This window comes from Paenibacillus lautus (genome assembly GCF_050482385.1).
Classification (GTDB): Bacteria; Bacillota; Bacilli; order Paenibacillales; family Paenibacillaceae; genus Paenibacillus_AQ; species Paenibacillus_AQ lautus_B.
The window spans coordinates 671,833-684,636 of the sequence record NZ_JBCNHV010000001.1 but is presented as its reverse complement, the minus strand read 5'-3'; the positions used below and the strand labels follow the sequence as shown (position 1 = coordinate 684,636).

The window sequence follows — 12,804 nt, the reverse complement described above, 5'->3', positions numbered from 1 at the left end:
GAACGCTCGATCTGTCCAAGGCCTAGTTACCACAAAATCATGATTATAACCGATGCCGACGTCGACGGTGCGCATAATCGTGTTCGGTTCTCCATTCGAGATCGACGGTGCGAATATTCGTGATCGGTTCTCCATTCGAAGGTCGACGGTGCGCATATTCGTGTTCGTTTCTCCACTCGAAGGTCGACGGTCCGCAAAATCGTGTTCGGTTCTCCACTCGAAGGTCGACGGTGCGCATAATCGTGTTCGGTTCTCCATTCGAAGGTCGATGATGCGCATATACGTGTTCGGCCCCCATTCGAAGGTCGACGTTGCGCATAATCGTGTTCGGTTCACCATTCGAAGGTCGACGTTGCGCATATTCGTGATCGGTTCTCCATTCGAAGGTCGACGGTACGCATAATCGTGTTCGGTTCTCCATTCGAAGGTCGACGTTGCGCATATTCGTGTTCGGTTCTCGATTCGAAGATCGACGTTGCGCATAATCGTGTTCGGTTCTCCATTCGAAGGTCGACGTTGCGCATAATCGTGTTCGGTTCTCCATTCGAAGGTCGACGGTGCGCATATCCGTGTTCGGCCCCCATTCGAACGTCGACACGGCCGAGCCGTGGACACGAAAAAGAGACGTCTCAGAAGCCGGGCTCCATTCGGATCAGCGCTTGGAAAACCTTTTTAGCCATAAAAATATCCCCTCCAAGTTCGCACGCTTCTCATGAGACTTTCTTCGAGTTTCTACTTTGAGGGGATAATTTCAATTGGTTAAACACTAATCAATTTTGTTGTCCCGAATTAATTGCTGCAGTTGACTGGTGTAAAAGCCAAGCTCAATCTCTGAGGATAGATCCCGCAGCAGCGCTTGGATTAGGAAGTTCCTTGGGTGTTCTTTGATGAATTCTTCCCGCAGCATTGCCGCTACCTCAGATAAATCTTTTTTTCTGGAGTTCGTAATTGACAGATCCGGGATTATGGACTCGATCATATCCATCAACGCAGTTCGTCGGATCTCTTGTGTATAAGTGAGTGCTTCTAAATTAATCAAGGAATATTCCTTCATGAGTTCATCGGTGAGCAAGGGACGGGGAGAACGTTGTGCTAGTCCCTGCACGAGATCATCCATTCGTTCAGCAATAAAAGCAGCTAACTCCTTTTGAACTAGTGGTTTGAACCCAAATAATACATGAAAGGTATACTCACGGATCAATCCATTGAATATGGCTGTGACATCCCATTTCCATTCGGATATCGCATTCCCATAATGACGGAGCAAAATATCTTGGTAATACCGAAACATATTCATTTGGAGCTGATGGATGACAGAGCCTATTTTATCACTATTCGTTGGTGGAAGCTCGTTATGATCACGCGAAATATAATAACCATGCTCGATGAAAAAATCGAACTGATAGGCGATCTCCTCAAGAAATGTTTCCCGTTTGGGCAATTCTTTTTTGCGGATTCTCTCTACAGCATCAATCATATCTTGCTGGCGTTTATGCAGAATACTGATATACAGTTCTTCTTTGGATCCATAGTATTTATAGATGGAGCCTTTTGCGATGCTGCAATCATCGGCGATATCTTGAATTGACGTAGCTTGGTATCCTTTTTCAGCAAAAAAACGAATGGCCGATTGCAATATTTTTTCCTTTAACAAGCTCATAGAGCAGCCCCCTTAACATACACATAAGCCGGATTCAAACAGAGTCAGGTCATATTTATGGATACATGGATATTATACACACCCATGCCAGAAAGCACTTACCGATTTCCTTGGCGATCATATTCTTTCGACAATATATATTGATCATATCGTTATTAGAGGAACTAATCCAGACACTTTGAACAAGTACTTAATCATGTACCAATTCAATATCAGGATATTTCTCCGCGAGTTGATCCATATCGCTATTCGGGGCACCTTTGAGATACTGATCAAAAAAAGTAACGCTTACCTCATTAATGATGCGATGAACCCATCTTGGATCTTCTCCCGGGTTAGGCAATAACGGAGAAAATAGATGGAAATCCGTATAACTCATATGGGAAGTATGCAGTATCGTCATCGTATATCCGCCTCCTTGCAGAGCATTGGTGCGCCGTCTTACTGTCTCTTCCCAAAATTCTTCGTAATCCTCTTTAGTTTTACCGCTCTGGGCTATTGCTTGATCCAGTTTATTGTCGAATACGGACTTATCGATGCTCTTTTCACCATTCATCTGTAAATATGGCTTCGTTAGTCCAGTTCCGGGGATAGGGTCTCCATATAAGGTTCCATCCATATTGATCGCAGCTTTGATCCGGGCATCCTTCATTAGCATCTGGACAGCGGTGGCTCCGCCGTAAGAATGTCCGAACATGCCGATTCGGTCTAAATCAAGACGTCCGGTAAAAAGGTTCTGTTCATCCTGTTTATTCAATTGTTCAAGTCGATCCAAAATAAAGGATACATCCTCGGTCCATAATGGCATGTGCGCGTCAAGCCCTTCAAAACCTGAAAGATTATTCATTTGTATCAAAATCTCTCGGCCGTCTGGATATACCGTTGCAGCCGCATCATAGGGATGGTCAATCCCTACGACGATATAACCATGGCTGGCCAGCTCTTCAACCTGGAAGGTATTCTGATTACGGAAACCCGTCATACCATGCGAGAAAATCAAGACGGGGTATTTCTGCTCGGCTGAAGACAGCTGGATATTGTTATAAGCATGAGTTTTCACGAGACCCAGATGGTTTAGCGTCCAAGCCGGGAATGACAAGGCATGTTCGAGACCTTGCGTAATAGCTGATACATCGCGAATGTAAGCTGCAGTTTTTTCCGTTGCTCCATGTTCGGCAGGATACCAGAGCTGTACCATCAGCTCCCGGTTGTCCGTTGGATTGGCTGAGTATTCATCAGGCCGTTCTTTGTCAATAAAGTGGTATACTGTTGTTCCTACAGAATAGGGTCCCTGGGGTTGATTGAAGCTAAACACAGGCAGTAAGACAGGGAGTGCGACCATGACTGACGTATACAGGATCAACATCGAGGTCCACAACCAAGCTGCGAAATATCTCCTGTTTCCAGGGCGTTGTTTTCTTTCGTTTTTTCTAAAAAGGATACAACAAGTAAGTATAACCGAGGCTGCATAACAAGGAATCATTTGCCAACGGCAATCTTCCAATATAATCTGTGCAAGCGTGACCGCATATAGCGCGATTAACGAGTAAATCAGCCAGCTTTTTTTCGTCTTTTGTCCCCAAATGGTGGTTAATGCTAATACGATAATGAATAGAATGATAACCATTTCTCCGAATCTCAAGAAAGTTCCCCCTATATTTAACGGCTACGATCGTTATGGTTTAATTGTTTGAAATCTGCTAGCTGCTCAAGGTAACTCTAATAAACCAAAGCGCTGTACAACATAAATAGATGCAGGCAGGCCAAAAAGTAGATCAGCCAGGCAGCCTGGTTATAAATCCTGTGGATGAAAAGCGTAATGAGCATGATTGCCGGTAAAATAAATAGTCCAATATATTTGTTCACAAACTGGTCCGCGTGTCCTCCGCTAAAATGGATCGGAATCTCTGGAGAACAATAAAAACTAACAATACATGAGGCAAGGACCGAGAGGACAGTGACTGACAGCAGCATTTTAGGATGAAGATAGAGTTTCAATTCAGTACCTCCTTTTATTGATGCATTAGTTGTTAGTTGTTTGTTTTGGTTTTCTAAGAAAAAAACTAAGAACCAGACCTATACATGCAATGCAAGCAGCCAGGAAAAAGGTGTCCGCAAAGGATGCTGCATGGGATTCCAGAGCGTTGGTTCCAACAGGGTTACTCGGCAGGTTTGATGTCATCTGAGAGGACAAGTAACCCGTAAAGCCAGCTACTGCAAATGAAGCGATTACCTGCTGTGAAGCGCTTGTGAGTGGAGTAACTCTACTTACAAGGTTCTTTGGTGTTGCATTTAATACATGCGTGTTCAAAGACATCATCGATAACCCCATACCGGAACCCATTAAAAATAACACGCCCATAATGAGTGCTAACGAAGTGTCGGTTCGAACAAAGGACATCGTAAACAAGGCTATCGTCATTAATGTCATCCCAGCCAGAAGTGGGGGACGCGCTCCAACTCTGTCAAACAACTTGCCTGCCATAGGCATAAAGATCATGGAACCGACGGCCTGAGGAAGCAGGATAAGTCCTGTCGTTAGCGGTGTAAAGTCTCTAATCTGTTGAAGAAGCAGCGGGAAGAGAAGTGCCGAGCCGTACATGGCGGTTTGCATGATCCAGGAAATGATAATACCTCGCGTAAAATCAACGGATTTGAATGCACGCAACTCAAGCAGAGGCTGTTTTTGTCTCAAGCAAGACCATATAAAAAGAACAAGCGCTATCCCACCAATGATAAGGCCGGATAAAGTCTTGGCAGAAGTCCAGTTTACCCCTCCTTCACTGACCCCAAAGGTGATCATCGCAAAGGCTAATGGTCCAAGAATCATGCCGACAATGTCCAGAGACGGAGCTTCCTTTCCTGGAAAGAGTGGCAGATGTTTTAACCCCACGAATAACCCGATTACTCCAATGGGGAGATTGATCAGAAATATCCACTGCCAGCTGACAAACTCAATCAACCATCCGGAAATGACGGGGCCAAGCGCTGGCGCGAGCAGTAAAGGAATTCCAAACATCCCTATAATAGAACCTCTTTTATCCGGAGGTGCTAGGCGATACACCATCGCCATACCAATCGGCGAGACCATCCCGCCACCTATTCCCTGAATAACCCGGAAGGTGATTAATTGCTCGGCTGTCTGGGCAAAAGCACATAACACGGATCCGATCGTAAACAATCCGATCGATATGAGAAACACCCGCTTGGGTTGGAATTTGTCGGACATCCACCCGGCGAGAGGGATAACCGCTGACAAAGCAAGCGTATAGGCGGCTATCGACCATTGAATGGTGTGTAAGGGGCTATCAAAATATTGAACTAGCGTAGGTACGGCGACATTAACGACCGTGCTGTCCAATAGAACCATGAAGGTACCGATGATGACGGCAAGTAATGGAGCAATAATGTCTTTGATCGTAAACGGTCTTTCTTCTGAGGTGTTACGGATAATAGTTGATGGATCTGACATGATGGTGAACCTACTTTCTTTAAAATTTTGCAAAAAGATTTGCGGAGCGGAATAATGCTCTTTCCCATATCGTAGATTTGCCTCGATATTCCGCCTATTAAACTTTATGGTTTTTATTAAAACCAATAAGTCATTTATAATAGTAACGATGAACGTATTTTGTGTCAAACGGGTATTCATCAAGTTTTTTATCGAGAAATATAACATTTCAGTATACTCGTCCATCTAATCTTATAGAGGGCCCTCAAAAGGAGATGAATATCGTGCGGGAATTGGAACATGAAGTCAAGGCAGCACAGCGAGGAGATCGTGAAGCGTTTATCCGGCTCTTCCGGAGGCTGGAACCCGAACTGTACGGCTTGGCGAAGTCCATTCTGAAACGCGATGAAGATTGTGCGGATGCTTTTCAGGAAACAACACTTAAAGCATATAAATCTTTATCTACATTACAAAAACCGAAGTATTTTAAAACTTGGGTGATTCGGATTCTGATCAATGAATGCAATCAACTGCTTCGGAGCAGAGAACGTACCGTTGTTATGGCTGAAGTGCCGGAGCACGCACGAGCATCCAATTATTACGAAGACAGCCACAAGCTCGATCTTCTTGAAGCGGTTGAACAATTAGATGAATCGCTTCGAATCGTCATCCATTTATTTTATTTTCAAGACTTACCTATTAAGGAAATATCACGTGTGCTGGATATTTCCGATGGAGCTGTAAGGGCACGTCTTCATAGAGCTCGGGGAATACTGTCTGAACAAGTAAAACAAAATCGGAAGGGGAAGCTGGCCTATGAATCCTATTGACTTGGATAAAGTACTTCGGGAGACCGGGAAGGAGCTGCGGCGTGAGGTTCCGGTTATCATTCGACGTCGTCAGGATGAGGTCTATGCTGCCTTGGCCGAACTTCCGATGCAGACGAGAACGAAACAGAAACACCGTTTCAAAAAAGCACGTAAATTTATGGGAGCAACAGCGGCCGCAGCAATCATCGGCGTGATGAGCAGCGCATTTGTCTCCCCGATTATGGCAGAGTCATTAAAGAATATTCCACTTGTTGGCAGCATCTTCAAGCTTGCGAGTGATCTGGGACTCCGGACAGCGGAAGAACGCGGGCTGGTTACAGAACCGAACGCCAGCGTTACCCATGAAGGGGTGACCATCCGAATACCTCAGGTTGTGTATGACGGATCCCGTTTGTCTCTGGCGGTTAAGCGGGAGGGCAGTGGGCTTATTGGTGGCATATCAGACTATGAGGTCGTACAAGAAGGCGAAAATATCAAGCAGATATATCAAAGAGGCGCCATAACGGATATTGAGATGTTTGTAGACGGAACCTCACTTTATGACTATAGCGGTGGTAAAAGACCCGGTTTGATGGGGAACCCAACCTCGGATCCTAATGCGTTCCTATACCAATTAACCGACTACTCCTATCAGGGCGAAGGGGCTCTAACCATGCCGGATCAATTTCTTTTAACAGCCAAAATCACGCTTGAAGGAATTGAAGAGCCATTTATTATCGATCTCCCTGTTCGTAAAAGTACAGACCATATCGTTGTACCGTCTGGAGAGACAAGGGAGTGGGGTGGTCTTAAATTGACTCTCGAGCAGCTTAAACTCACTCCCATAACGACGGACCTTATCGTTAATATTGAACAAAGCAGCCAATCGAAAGAAATAGACCCTCAAAATTTGTTGTACGAGGTATGGGATGATCGTGGGAGGGTGCTGGGATTGGTAGCTGGCATGGGTGTCTACAACAAGGATGGACAATATCAGATGGAAATGATGTTTGACCGATTTGAGGAAACACCGGATAACATCATACTCAAGCCGTTTCTGCCTGTATTTCAAGACCCAACGGCCAATTCTGGATTATTTGCAGTCGACAGTAATGGAGAAATTGTAAAGAAATACCTTAAGGATCTGGAGATCACCATTCCTGTAGAAAGCGCAAGCTTGGAAAAGCTGTATGACATTCACCATAACTAACCATAAAAAGAAATATCCAAGGAGAACCCTATGAAAAAAATATATAAAGTGATGTCTTCTGCGGCACTAGCAGCCATACTGCTAGGCGGTGCTGCCTGGGGTAACGCTGAAGCGGCCAACGCAAAGGAAGCGGCAAAGAACACAGCATCGAGCAGTCCCGCACAAAAAGTATTTACATCAGCCAGTGTGACCCAATCCGGCATTACGCTCGAAATATCAAAGGCAGTATATGACGGGAACTATGTCAGCATTACGCTACAACGAAGCGGAAAAGAACTTGCCGGCAGTATTACCGGCGGGAAATGGGATGAAAAGATCAAAGAGTATGTCCAGGAAAAAGGCGCCATCAATAAAATGGAGGTCTTCATCGACGGTAAATCCATTTATGAATATGGTGGTGGAGGATTGGCTAAAAGACCAAGCTTAGGCACGAAACCGGGTGCCAACGCAGATTCAGTGTCTATGATCATCTCAGATGCTTCCCAGCTTGGCGGCAACCTTGAGGCTTTCCCGGACAAGTTTAAGGTCACGGCCAAAATCAGCCTGGAAGGTGTAGAAAAGCCATATACCCTGGAGATTCCGATTCAAAAGAATGCGGTCAATCCGGTTGTCCTGAAGCCTAACTTGACCAAAAAATCAGGTAACTTGAGCATGACTCTAAACCAAGTTCATGCAACGTCTACTTCCACAAGACTTCAACTGATACTGAAAGGACAAGAAAAAAATTCAACGATCCTCCATGATTTTGTTGATGATCAAGGCAACAAGCTTGACCTGATTTCTGGAAAAGGTACCGACGAGAATAATACCAACAGCGATTATTATTACGACTTCATTCTTGATGCTCTGGATAAAGACGCGAAGTCGATTACAATCAAGTCATTCACACCAGAATTTAAAGAGCCAAATGCAACACACGGCGAATTCAAGCTAGACAGCGAAGGCGAGATCGTCAAAAATTATATTGAAGAACTGGAAATGACAGTTCCTGTAAAGTAATTCTATACTGAAACTTTATTGCCTAAAAAAGAGGGTGCCCCGCTGATATCTATGAATAGCGGGGCACCGATGGTTGCACGGCTCTGAAAGGACTCCAGCTTTCCCCAAAAGCATGCTTTTTGGGACAAAAATATCCGTGTCACAATCGGCAGGTTCTTGATTGTTATATAGGTGTAAAACAAATCACACAATATATGGAGGAACCATTATGAAAAAGGTTTACAAAGTACTCAGCACCGTAGCGCTGGCAGGAATCATGGGTGCCACTTCTATGGTATATTATCAAACACAGGCAAGTGCAGCCAGTGTCGGAACAACGGTTACTGCAACTGAAAAAGCTGCAACAACTGCACCTGCTGCGGCAGTCAAAAAAGCCGAGCAAACATTAAAGAAAATAACAGGCACTGCCTATAAACTTAACAAAGGTGAGTCCTTCGGGACGAAGGAATGGTCCTATTCCGTTAAAAATTCCCCTAATAGCCAAGTTGTATTGGATAAAAAAGGGAAGATCAGTATCGCTAGCATCAGTACTGACAATCTGACCTACCACATCAACGAGGACAAGCTCAGTCATACCTCCGAGTCAATCCAACTGGATGCGATAGACTCTTCTGTACAACAAGCTGCGGAGGCTGTTTTCGACAAGCTGGAAGGTGTGGAGCAGGGGGAGCTGGCCAATGTCTCTCTTATTAAAAAAGGGACTAAACAAGTGTATGAGTTCATGTTCGTGGACGGTGATTTCGGAACGTGGATAGGGATCGACAAAAGCACGCTTGATGTACTGAGTGTAAACGCTAGAGCCCTGGCAGATGATCTGTATGGCAAGGATCAGGATGTTATTGATAAATATGAAGAAAGCATCAAAGCGCTCACCGAAAAGCAGCTGTTGGCACATGCAACAGAGCAGGCTGAAGCTTGGCTTGGTCTTGATCTGACCGGATACAAAGCAACGAAGGATGCTTTTCCATCTGACCGCGTTGTTTTTGAGAAAAAAGGAGCCCCTACTATTATAGGTAACTTCAATTCGGACGGTATGTTCTTCTTCATCGCCGTGCAGTACCTGTAATACTGAAATCCTTCAACAATTCTCTCATGTGTGTACCATGGACCGATGATATACAGCGAATGAAATATACAACAAAAAAAGCCTGCAGGGTTCCTTGGGACTGACCCCATAAGGTGAGACAAATTAAACACCTTCAAGAGATTGCAACCATGTCATGAGATATGGAGACAACCTTGGAGGTGTTTTTGCTTTGGCAGTAAGAGTCAACAACCCGTTGAATTGAAGATGAAGCGGAAGATAGAGTTATATCAAATCATGATCACTTCTATAGGAAAATAATATAAAGTGATTTTTATTGACATAACTAAGAAAACTAAAATAACATAAGGATTATTTTCATCAAGAGGGAGGCAGCTATGAACTTTAAAGAACAGTACGAAGAAATTGCAGGTGTAGCACGGACCATATTCGATAACCCCGAACTTGGCTACAAGGAATTTAAGACCAATCAAACAGTGACCGATTTTCTGAAGAAGGTTAATCCGGATATCGAGCTGCAATCATTCAGCACAACCGGGCTTCGGACAACCCTCGGCACTGGCAAGCCGTTGAACATCGCTTTTATTGCGGAGTTGGACGCCGTATACGCTCCAACTCATTGGAGATCGGACAAGGGGACGGGAGCGGCACACAATTGCGGTCATTATACGCAGGTGGCGATCGCCCTGGCTTTATACAAACATTATTTTGAATCTAAGGCGTACGAAGCTCTAGATTATAGAATAACGTTTATTTTCATTCCTGCTGAGGAGTATTTGGATCTCGCTTATAGGGACGAGCTGCTCGCTAACGGTAAGATCTCCTATTACGGAGGGAAACCCGAAGCGATGAAACTCGGTGTGTTCGACGATATCGACATTGGGCTATGCGTACACGCCATGGGTGGAGAGTTTGCAGAGCGCACGATAGAAATCAACTGCGACCTGGCTGGATTCCTATACAAGCATTATACGTTTACCGGAAAAGCAACCCATGCGGGCTTCGATCCTTTCTCCGCCAAGAATGCTTACAGCATGTCGACCTTGTTCAATGTGGCGTTAGGGCTTAGCAGGCAGCAAATGAAGGACAGTGAGAAGGTTCGCATGAATCCGATCGTTCTGGAATCCGACATGTCGACAAACGTCATTCCGAACCGGATTACGGTGGGCAGCGATCTGCGCACCCAGTCGGTCGACTACATGAAGGAAGCGGCCTCCAAGATGGATGATGCGGCCAGAGGCAGCGCGCTGGCACTTCAAGGCGAGGTCGAGATTAAGACGCAGATGGGATATTTGCCGTTCGTTCAGGACCGGTATTTGTCCGAATTCGTGCTAGAGGCGTTCCAGGACAACGAAGAGATATCCCGTATCTGGAACAATAACGCCATCAGTGCGGCAGGAGATATTGGCGATCTGGCTTTCATGATGCCTTGCATTCAAATCGGCTACAGCGGTTTTACAGGAACGATCCACGGCGACGATTTTAAAGATATCGATCCAGAGTTTATTTATGAAGTGTTCCCAAGATTTTTAACCCAGGTGCTGGAGCGAATGAGCGGACGAATCGAACAATCGAAGCTGTACCGTCGTACATTTGCCGAATACGAGCAGCTTCTTGCATCGATAGTTAGTTCCAACTAAGAACAGAAAAGAGGACATCATGGCATGAAGTTAAAACTACAGTATCTCTATTTGCTTGCTTTCGTGCTCGTTGTAATAGCGGTAGCGGAATTTATCGGGATTCAGTCGATCCATATTGGCTCCGTAAAAATTAGCCTGCTCCCACTTGTATTCGCCATTGTGATCACGATGGTGCTCGGCTTGTCGATATTCCGGAAAGGCTTTATGAGGAAGATTTACAGCAAGGAGAATGTCGGTTTCTCCAGTAAGTATTTAATCTTTATTATGCTGCCGCTTATGGCGAGATACGGCGCCGACGTGGCACCTAGATTAGAAGAAATCTTAAAAGTAGGCTGGGTGTTCATCATTCAGGAAATCGGCAACCTGGGTACGATTTTGCTCGGACTTCCGATCGCTATTTTGCTCGGTCTGAGAAGGGAGGCCATCGGCGCTACGCTTGGTCTTGGGAGGGAAGGGGAACTCGCTTACATATCCGAGAAATATACGCTCGACTCCGACGAAGGCCGCGGGGTGCTCTCCCTCTATATTATAGGTACCCTCTTCGGTACGCTGTTCTTCAGCGTTCTTGCGCCGGTCATGGTTGCCGCTGGCTTCTCGATCGAAGCGTTGGCCATGTCCTCCGGCGTCGGCTCTGCCAGTATGATGACAGGCTCTTCTTCCGCGTTAATTGCGCATTCTCCTGAGATGACGGAGACCATTAACGGATACGCTGCTGCGAGCCAGCTGCTTACCAGCTTCCTTGGAACGTATACGATGGTATTTTTGGCGGTGCCGCTGCAGCGGTTTATGTACAAATTAATGGTCAGAGGTGAGAAGAAATGAGCACCGGTTTGAATAAATACGCAAAATACGCCCTCGTCCTGCTGCTTAGTGTCGGTCTTATTTTATTTACGGAGCAAATGAAGTTCATCAAAAGCGGCGAAGGCCACATTACGTTAGGGACGATAGCCGGCTTGGCCGTGCTGTGGCTTTTTTCCTTCATTGGCGTTCTGATCTCGATGCTCATGAAAAAGGTTCCGGTGAAATTCCTGCAGGACTTTCCGGTTCTCGGCTGGGTATCGATCGTTTCGCTTATCTGCTGCCTGATTTCGGATGTGTTCGTGGATGCCATCGCCAACGTTAACTTCTTGTCCATTACGACACCGATTTTGGCGTTTGCCGGTATTTCCGTTGCCGACAGGCTGGTTGATCTTCGCAAAACATCGTGGCGTGTCGCGATCGTTGCGGTTTTCGTGTTCACGGGAACGTACGTTGGAAGTGCACTGTTATCAGAGCTCGGCCTCTATTTATCCGGTAAGTAAATGAATGCTATTTCTTTAGAAACCCGCCTGTCCTTGTTGACTGGCGGGTTTCTATTTGTTTTTATATCATATTTATTCAATGCTGAAATGCTGCAGAACAATGGGAGATTACCCCTCTACACTTAATAGTTCTTGAAAAAACTTATAAGTCAAATTAAAATATAACTATCACATTTCAATTGAGTTTTAAATTACAAGTTTTAAGGAGAGTTAACAATGTCTGATTCTAGGGAATATAAGATGATTTTTGGCTGGGAAGATGATAATGGCCTAGGAGAAACGTTGATTCAGCAAATATTACGAGGCGAAAAAACAGCGACCTGCGCTCCAAAAGATGAATATTCTTCAGAGGAGCTAAATGAAACGTACGAATCCGTCAAGAAAACATTGACAGTCTATGATAAAGAAGGGAATGCCCGATGTAAGGTTAAGGTGATAGAAGTTTTTGAAACCACTTTTGGGAACCCGGACTTAAGACTGGTACGAGGCGAAGGTAATGGAGAGAACGTTAAGCAATTTCAGGAAAATCATAAGTCTGATTGGCACGGCATTCATGACTTGAACGACGATACGATACTTATAGTTGAATTGTTCGAGTTAGTCACTTGATTTTGAAGTAATAGAAGAAATAAACGAATAACCATTTTGAGTTAATCATATATTTTTTGGGTTTTTTATCATTTTAATGC

Annotated in this window: 13 protein-coding genes; 8 read left to right on the top strand and 5 right to left on the bottom strand. The window is 44.9% G+C overall.

Annotated elements, in window-relative coordinates:
* Window positions 1–43 precede the first annotated feature (43 nt).
* The 5 genes from ABEW73_RS03230 to ABEW73_RS03210 form a co-directional block, all read right to left on the bottom strand.
* On the bottom strand, window positions 44–565 hold the full coding sequence (locus ABEW73_RS03230) for a hypothetical protein (RefSeq protein ID WP_430206373.1): 522 nt from the start codon (window positions 563–565) through the stop codon (window positions 44–46).
* A 201-nt stretch (window positions 566–766) separates the two neighbouring features.
* Complete coding sequence (locus ABEW73_RS03225; RefSeq protein ID WP_430172233.1) at window positions 767–1,660, bottom strand: TetR/AcrR family transcriptional regulator; 894 nt, start codon at window positions 1,658–1,660, stop codon at window positions 767–769.
* 190 nt (window positions 1,661–1,850) lie between these two features.
* Window positions 1,851–3,302 carry an alpha/beta hydrolase family protein gene (locus tag ABEW73_RS03220; RefSeq protein ID WP_430172231.1) on the bottom strand — a complete coding sequence of 484 codons (1,452 nt, stop codon included), beginning with the start codon at window positions 3,300–3,302 and terminating at the stop codon, window positions 1,851–1,853.
* A gap of 77 nt (window positions 3,303–3,379) precedes the next feature.
* Complete coding sequence (locus ABEW73_RS03215) at window positions 3,380–3,658, bottom strand: DUF1648 domain-containing protein (RefSeq protein ID WP_430172229.1); 279 nt, start codon at window positions 3,656–3,658, stop codon at window positions 3,380–3,382.
* A 25-nt stretch (window positions 3,659–3,683) separates the two neighbouring features.
* Window positions 3,684–5,132: an MDR family MFS transporter gene (locus tag ABEW73_RS03210; protein ID WP_430172226.1), complete on the bottom strand. Its 1,449-nt coding sequence runs from the start codon at window positions 5,130–5,132 to the stop codon at window positions 3,684–3,686.
* Between the two features lie 263 nt (window positions 5,133–5,395).
* Here ABEW73_RS03210 and ABEW73_RS03205 point away from each other — a divergent pair, with 263 nt between their 5' ends.
* The 8 genes from ABEW73_RS03205 (at window position 5,396) to ABEW73_RS03170 (ending at window position 12,724) form a co-directional block, all read left to right on the top strand.
* On the top strand, window positions 5,396–5,941 hold the full coding sequence (locus ABEW73_RS03205; RefSeq protein WP_430172224.1) for a sigma-70 family RNA polymerase sigma factor: 546 nt from the start codon (window positions 5,396–5,398) through the stop codon (window positions 5,939–5,941).
* Window positions 5,928–7,130, top strand: a complete 1,203-nt coding sequence (locus ABEW73_RS03200; protein ID WP_430172223.1) for a DUF4179 domain-containing protein — start codon at window positions 5,928–5,930, stop codon at window positions 7,128–7,130. Before ABEW73_RS03205 ends, ABEW73_RS03200 begins: the two co-directional genes overlap by 14 nt.
* Window positions 7,131–7,160: 30 nt before the next feature.
* Window positions 7,161–8,129 (top strand): DUF5643 domain-containing protein, encoded by a 969-nt coding sequence (locus tag ABEW73_RS03195; RefSeq protein WP_430172221.1) that lies wholly within the window; start codon window positions 7,161–7,163, stop codon window positions 8,127–8,129.
* 208 nt (window positions 8,130–8,337) lie between these two features.
* Window positions 8,338–9,195: a hypothetical protein gene (locus ABEW73_RS03190; protein WP_430172219.1), complete on the top strand. Its 858-nt coding sequence runs from the start codon at window positions 8,338–8,340 to the stop codon at window positions 9,193–9,195.
* Window positions 9,196–9,551: 356 nt separating this feature from the next.
* Window positions 9,552–10,814 (top strand): M20/M25/M40 family metallo-hydrolase, encoded by a 1,263-nt coding sequence (locus ABEW73_RS03185; RefSeq protein WP_430172217.1) that lies wholly within the window; start codon window positions 9,552–9,554, stop codon window positions 10,812–10,814.
* A gap of 24 nt (window positions 10,815–10,838) precedes the next feature.
* Window positions 10,839–11,636, top strand: a complete 798-nt coding sequence (locus ABEW73_RS03180; protein ID WP_430172216.1) for a DUF3100 domain-containing protein — start codon at window positions 10,839–10,841, stop codon at window positions 11,634–11,636.
* Window positions 11,633–12,115 carry a hypothetical protein gene (locus ABEW73_RS03175; RefSeq protein WP_430172215.1) on the top strand — a complete coding sequence of 161 codons (483 nt, stop codon included), beginning with the start codon at window positions 11,633–11,635 and terminating at the stop codon, window positions 12,113–12,115. The genes ABEW73_RS03180 and ABEW73_RS03175 overlap by 4 nt, the downstream gene beginning before the upstream one ends.
* Window positions 12,116–12,331: 216 nt before the next feature.
* Window positions 12,332–12,724: an ASCH domain-containing protein gene (locus ABEW73_RS03170; protein WP_430172213.1), complete on the top strand. Its 393-nt coding sequence runs from the start codon at window positions 12,332–12,334 to the stop codon at window positions 12,722–12,724.
* Window positions 12,725–12,804 lie beyond the last annotated feature (80 nt).

What these genes read in the sequence shown, in the direction of transcription:
- ABEW73_RS03230 (WP_430206373.1), bottom strand. Translation starts at nt 565, where the DNA reads ATGCGCACCGTCGACCTTCGAATGGAGAACCGAACACGATTATGCGCA.
- ABEW73_RS03225 (WP_430172233.1), bottom strand. Translation starts at nt 1,660, where the DNA reads ATGAGCTTGTTAAAGGAAAAAATATTGCAATCGGCCATTCGTTTTTTT.
- ABEW73_RS03210 (WP_430172226.1), bottom strand. Translation starts at nt 5,132, where the DNA reads ATGTCAGATCCATCAACTATTATCCGTAACACCTCAGAAGAAAGACCG.
- ABEW73_RS03200 (WP_430172223.1), top strand. Translation starts at nt 5,928, where the DNA reads ATGAATCCTATTGACTTGGATAAAGTACTTCGGGAGACCGGGAAGGAG.
- ABEW73_RS03195 (WP_430172221.1), top strand. Translation starts at nt 7,161, where the DNA reads ATGAAAAAAATATATAAAGTGATGTCTTCTGCGGCACTAGCAGCCATA.
- ABEW73_RS03190 (WP_430172219.1), top strand. Translation starts at nt 8,338, where the DNA reads ATGAAAAAGGTTTACAAAGTACTCAGCACCGTAGCGCTGGCAGGAATC.
- ABEW73_RS03185 (WP_430172217.1), top strand. Translation starts at nt 9,552, where the DNA reads ATGAACTTTAAAGAACAGTACGAAGAAATTGCAGGTGTAGCACGGACC.
- ABEW73_RS03180 (WP_430172216.1), top strand. Translation starts at nt 10,839, where the DNA reads ATGAAGTTAAAACTACAGTATCTCTATTTGCTTGCTTTCGTGCTCGTT.
- ABEW73_RS03175 (WP_430172215.1), top strand. Translation starts at nt 11,633, where the DNA reads ATGAGCACCGGTTTGAATAAATACGCAAAATACGCCCTCGTCCTGCTG.
- ABEW73_RS03170 (WP_430172213.1), top strand. Translation starts at nt 12,332, where the DNA reads ATGTCTGATTCTAGGGAATATAAGATGATTTTTGGCTGGGAAGATGAT.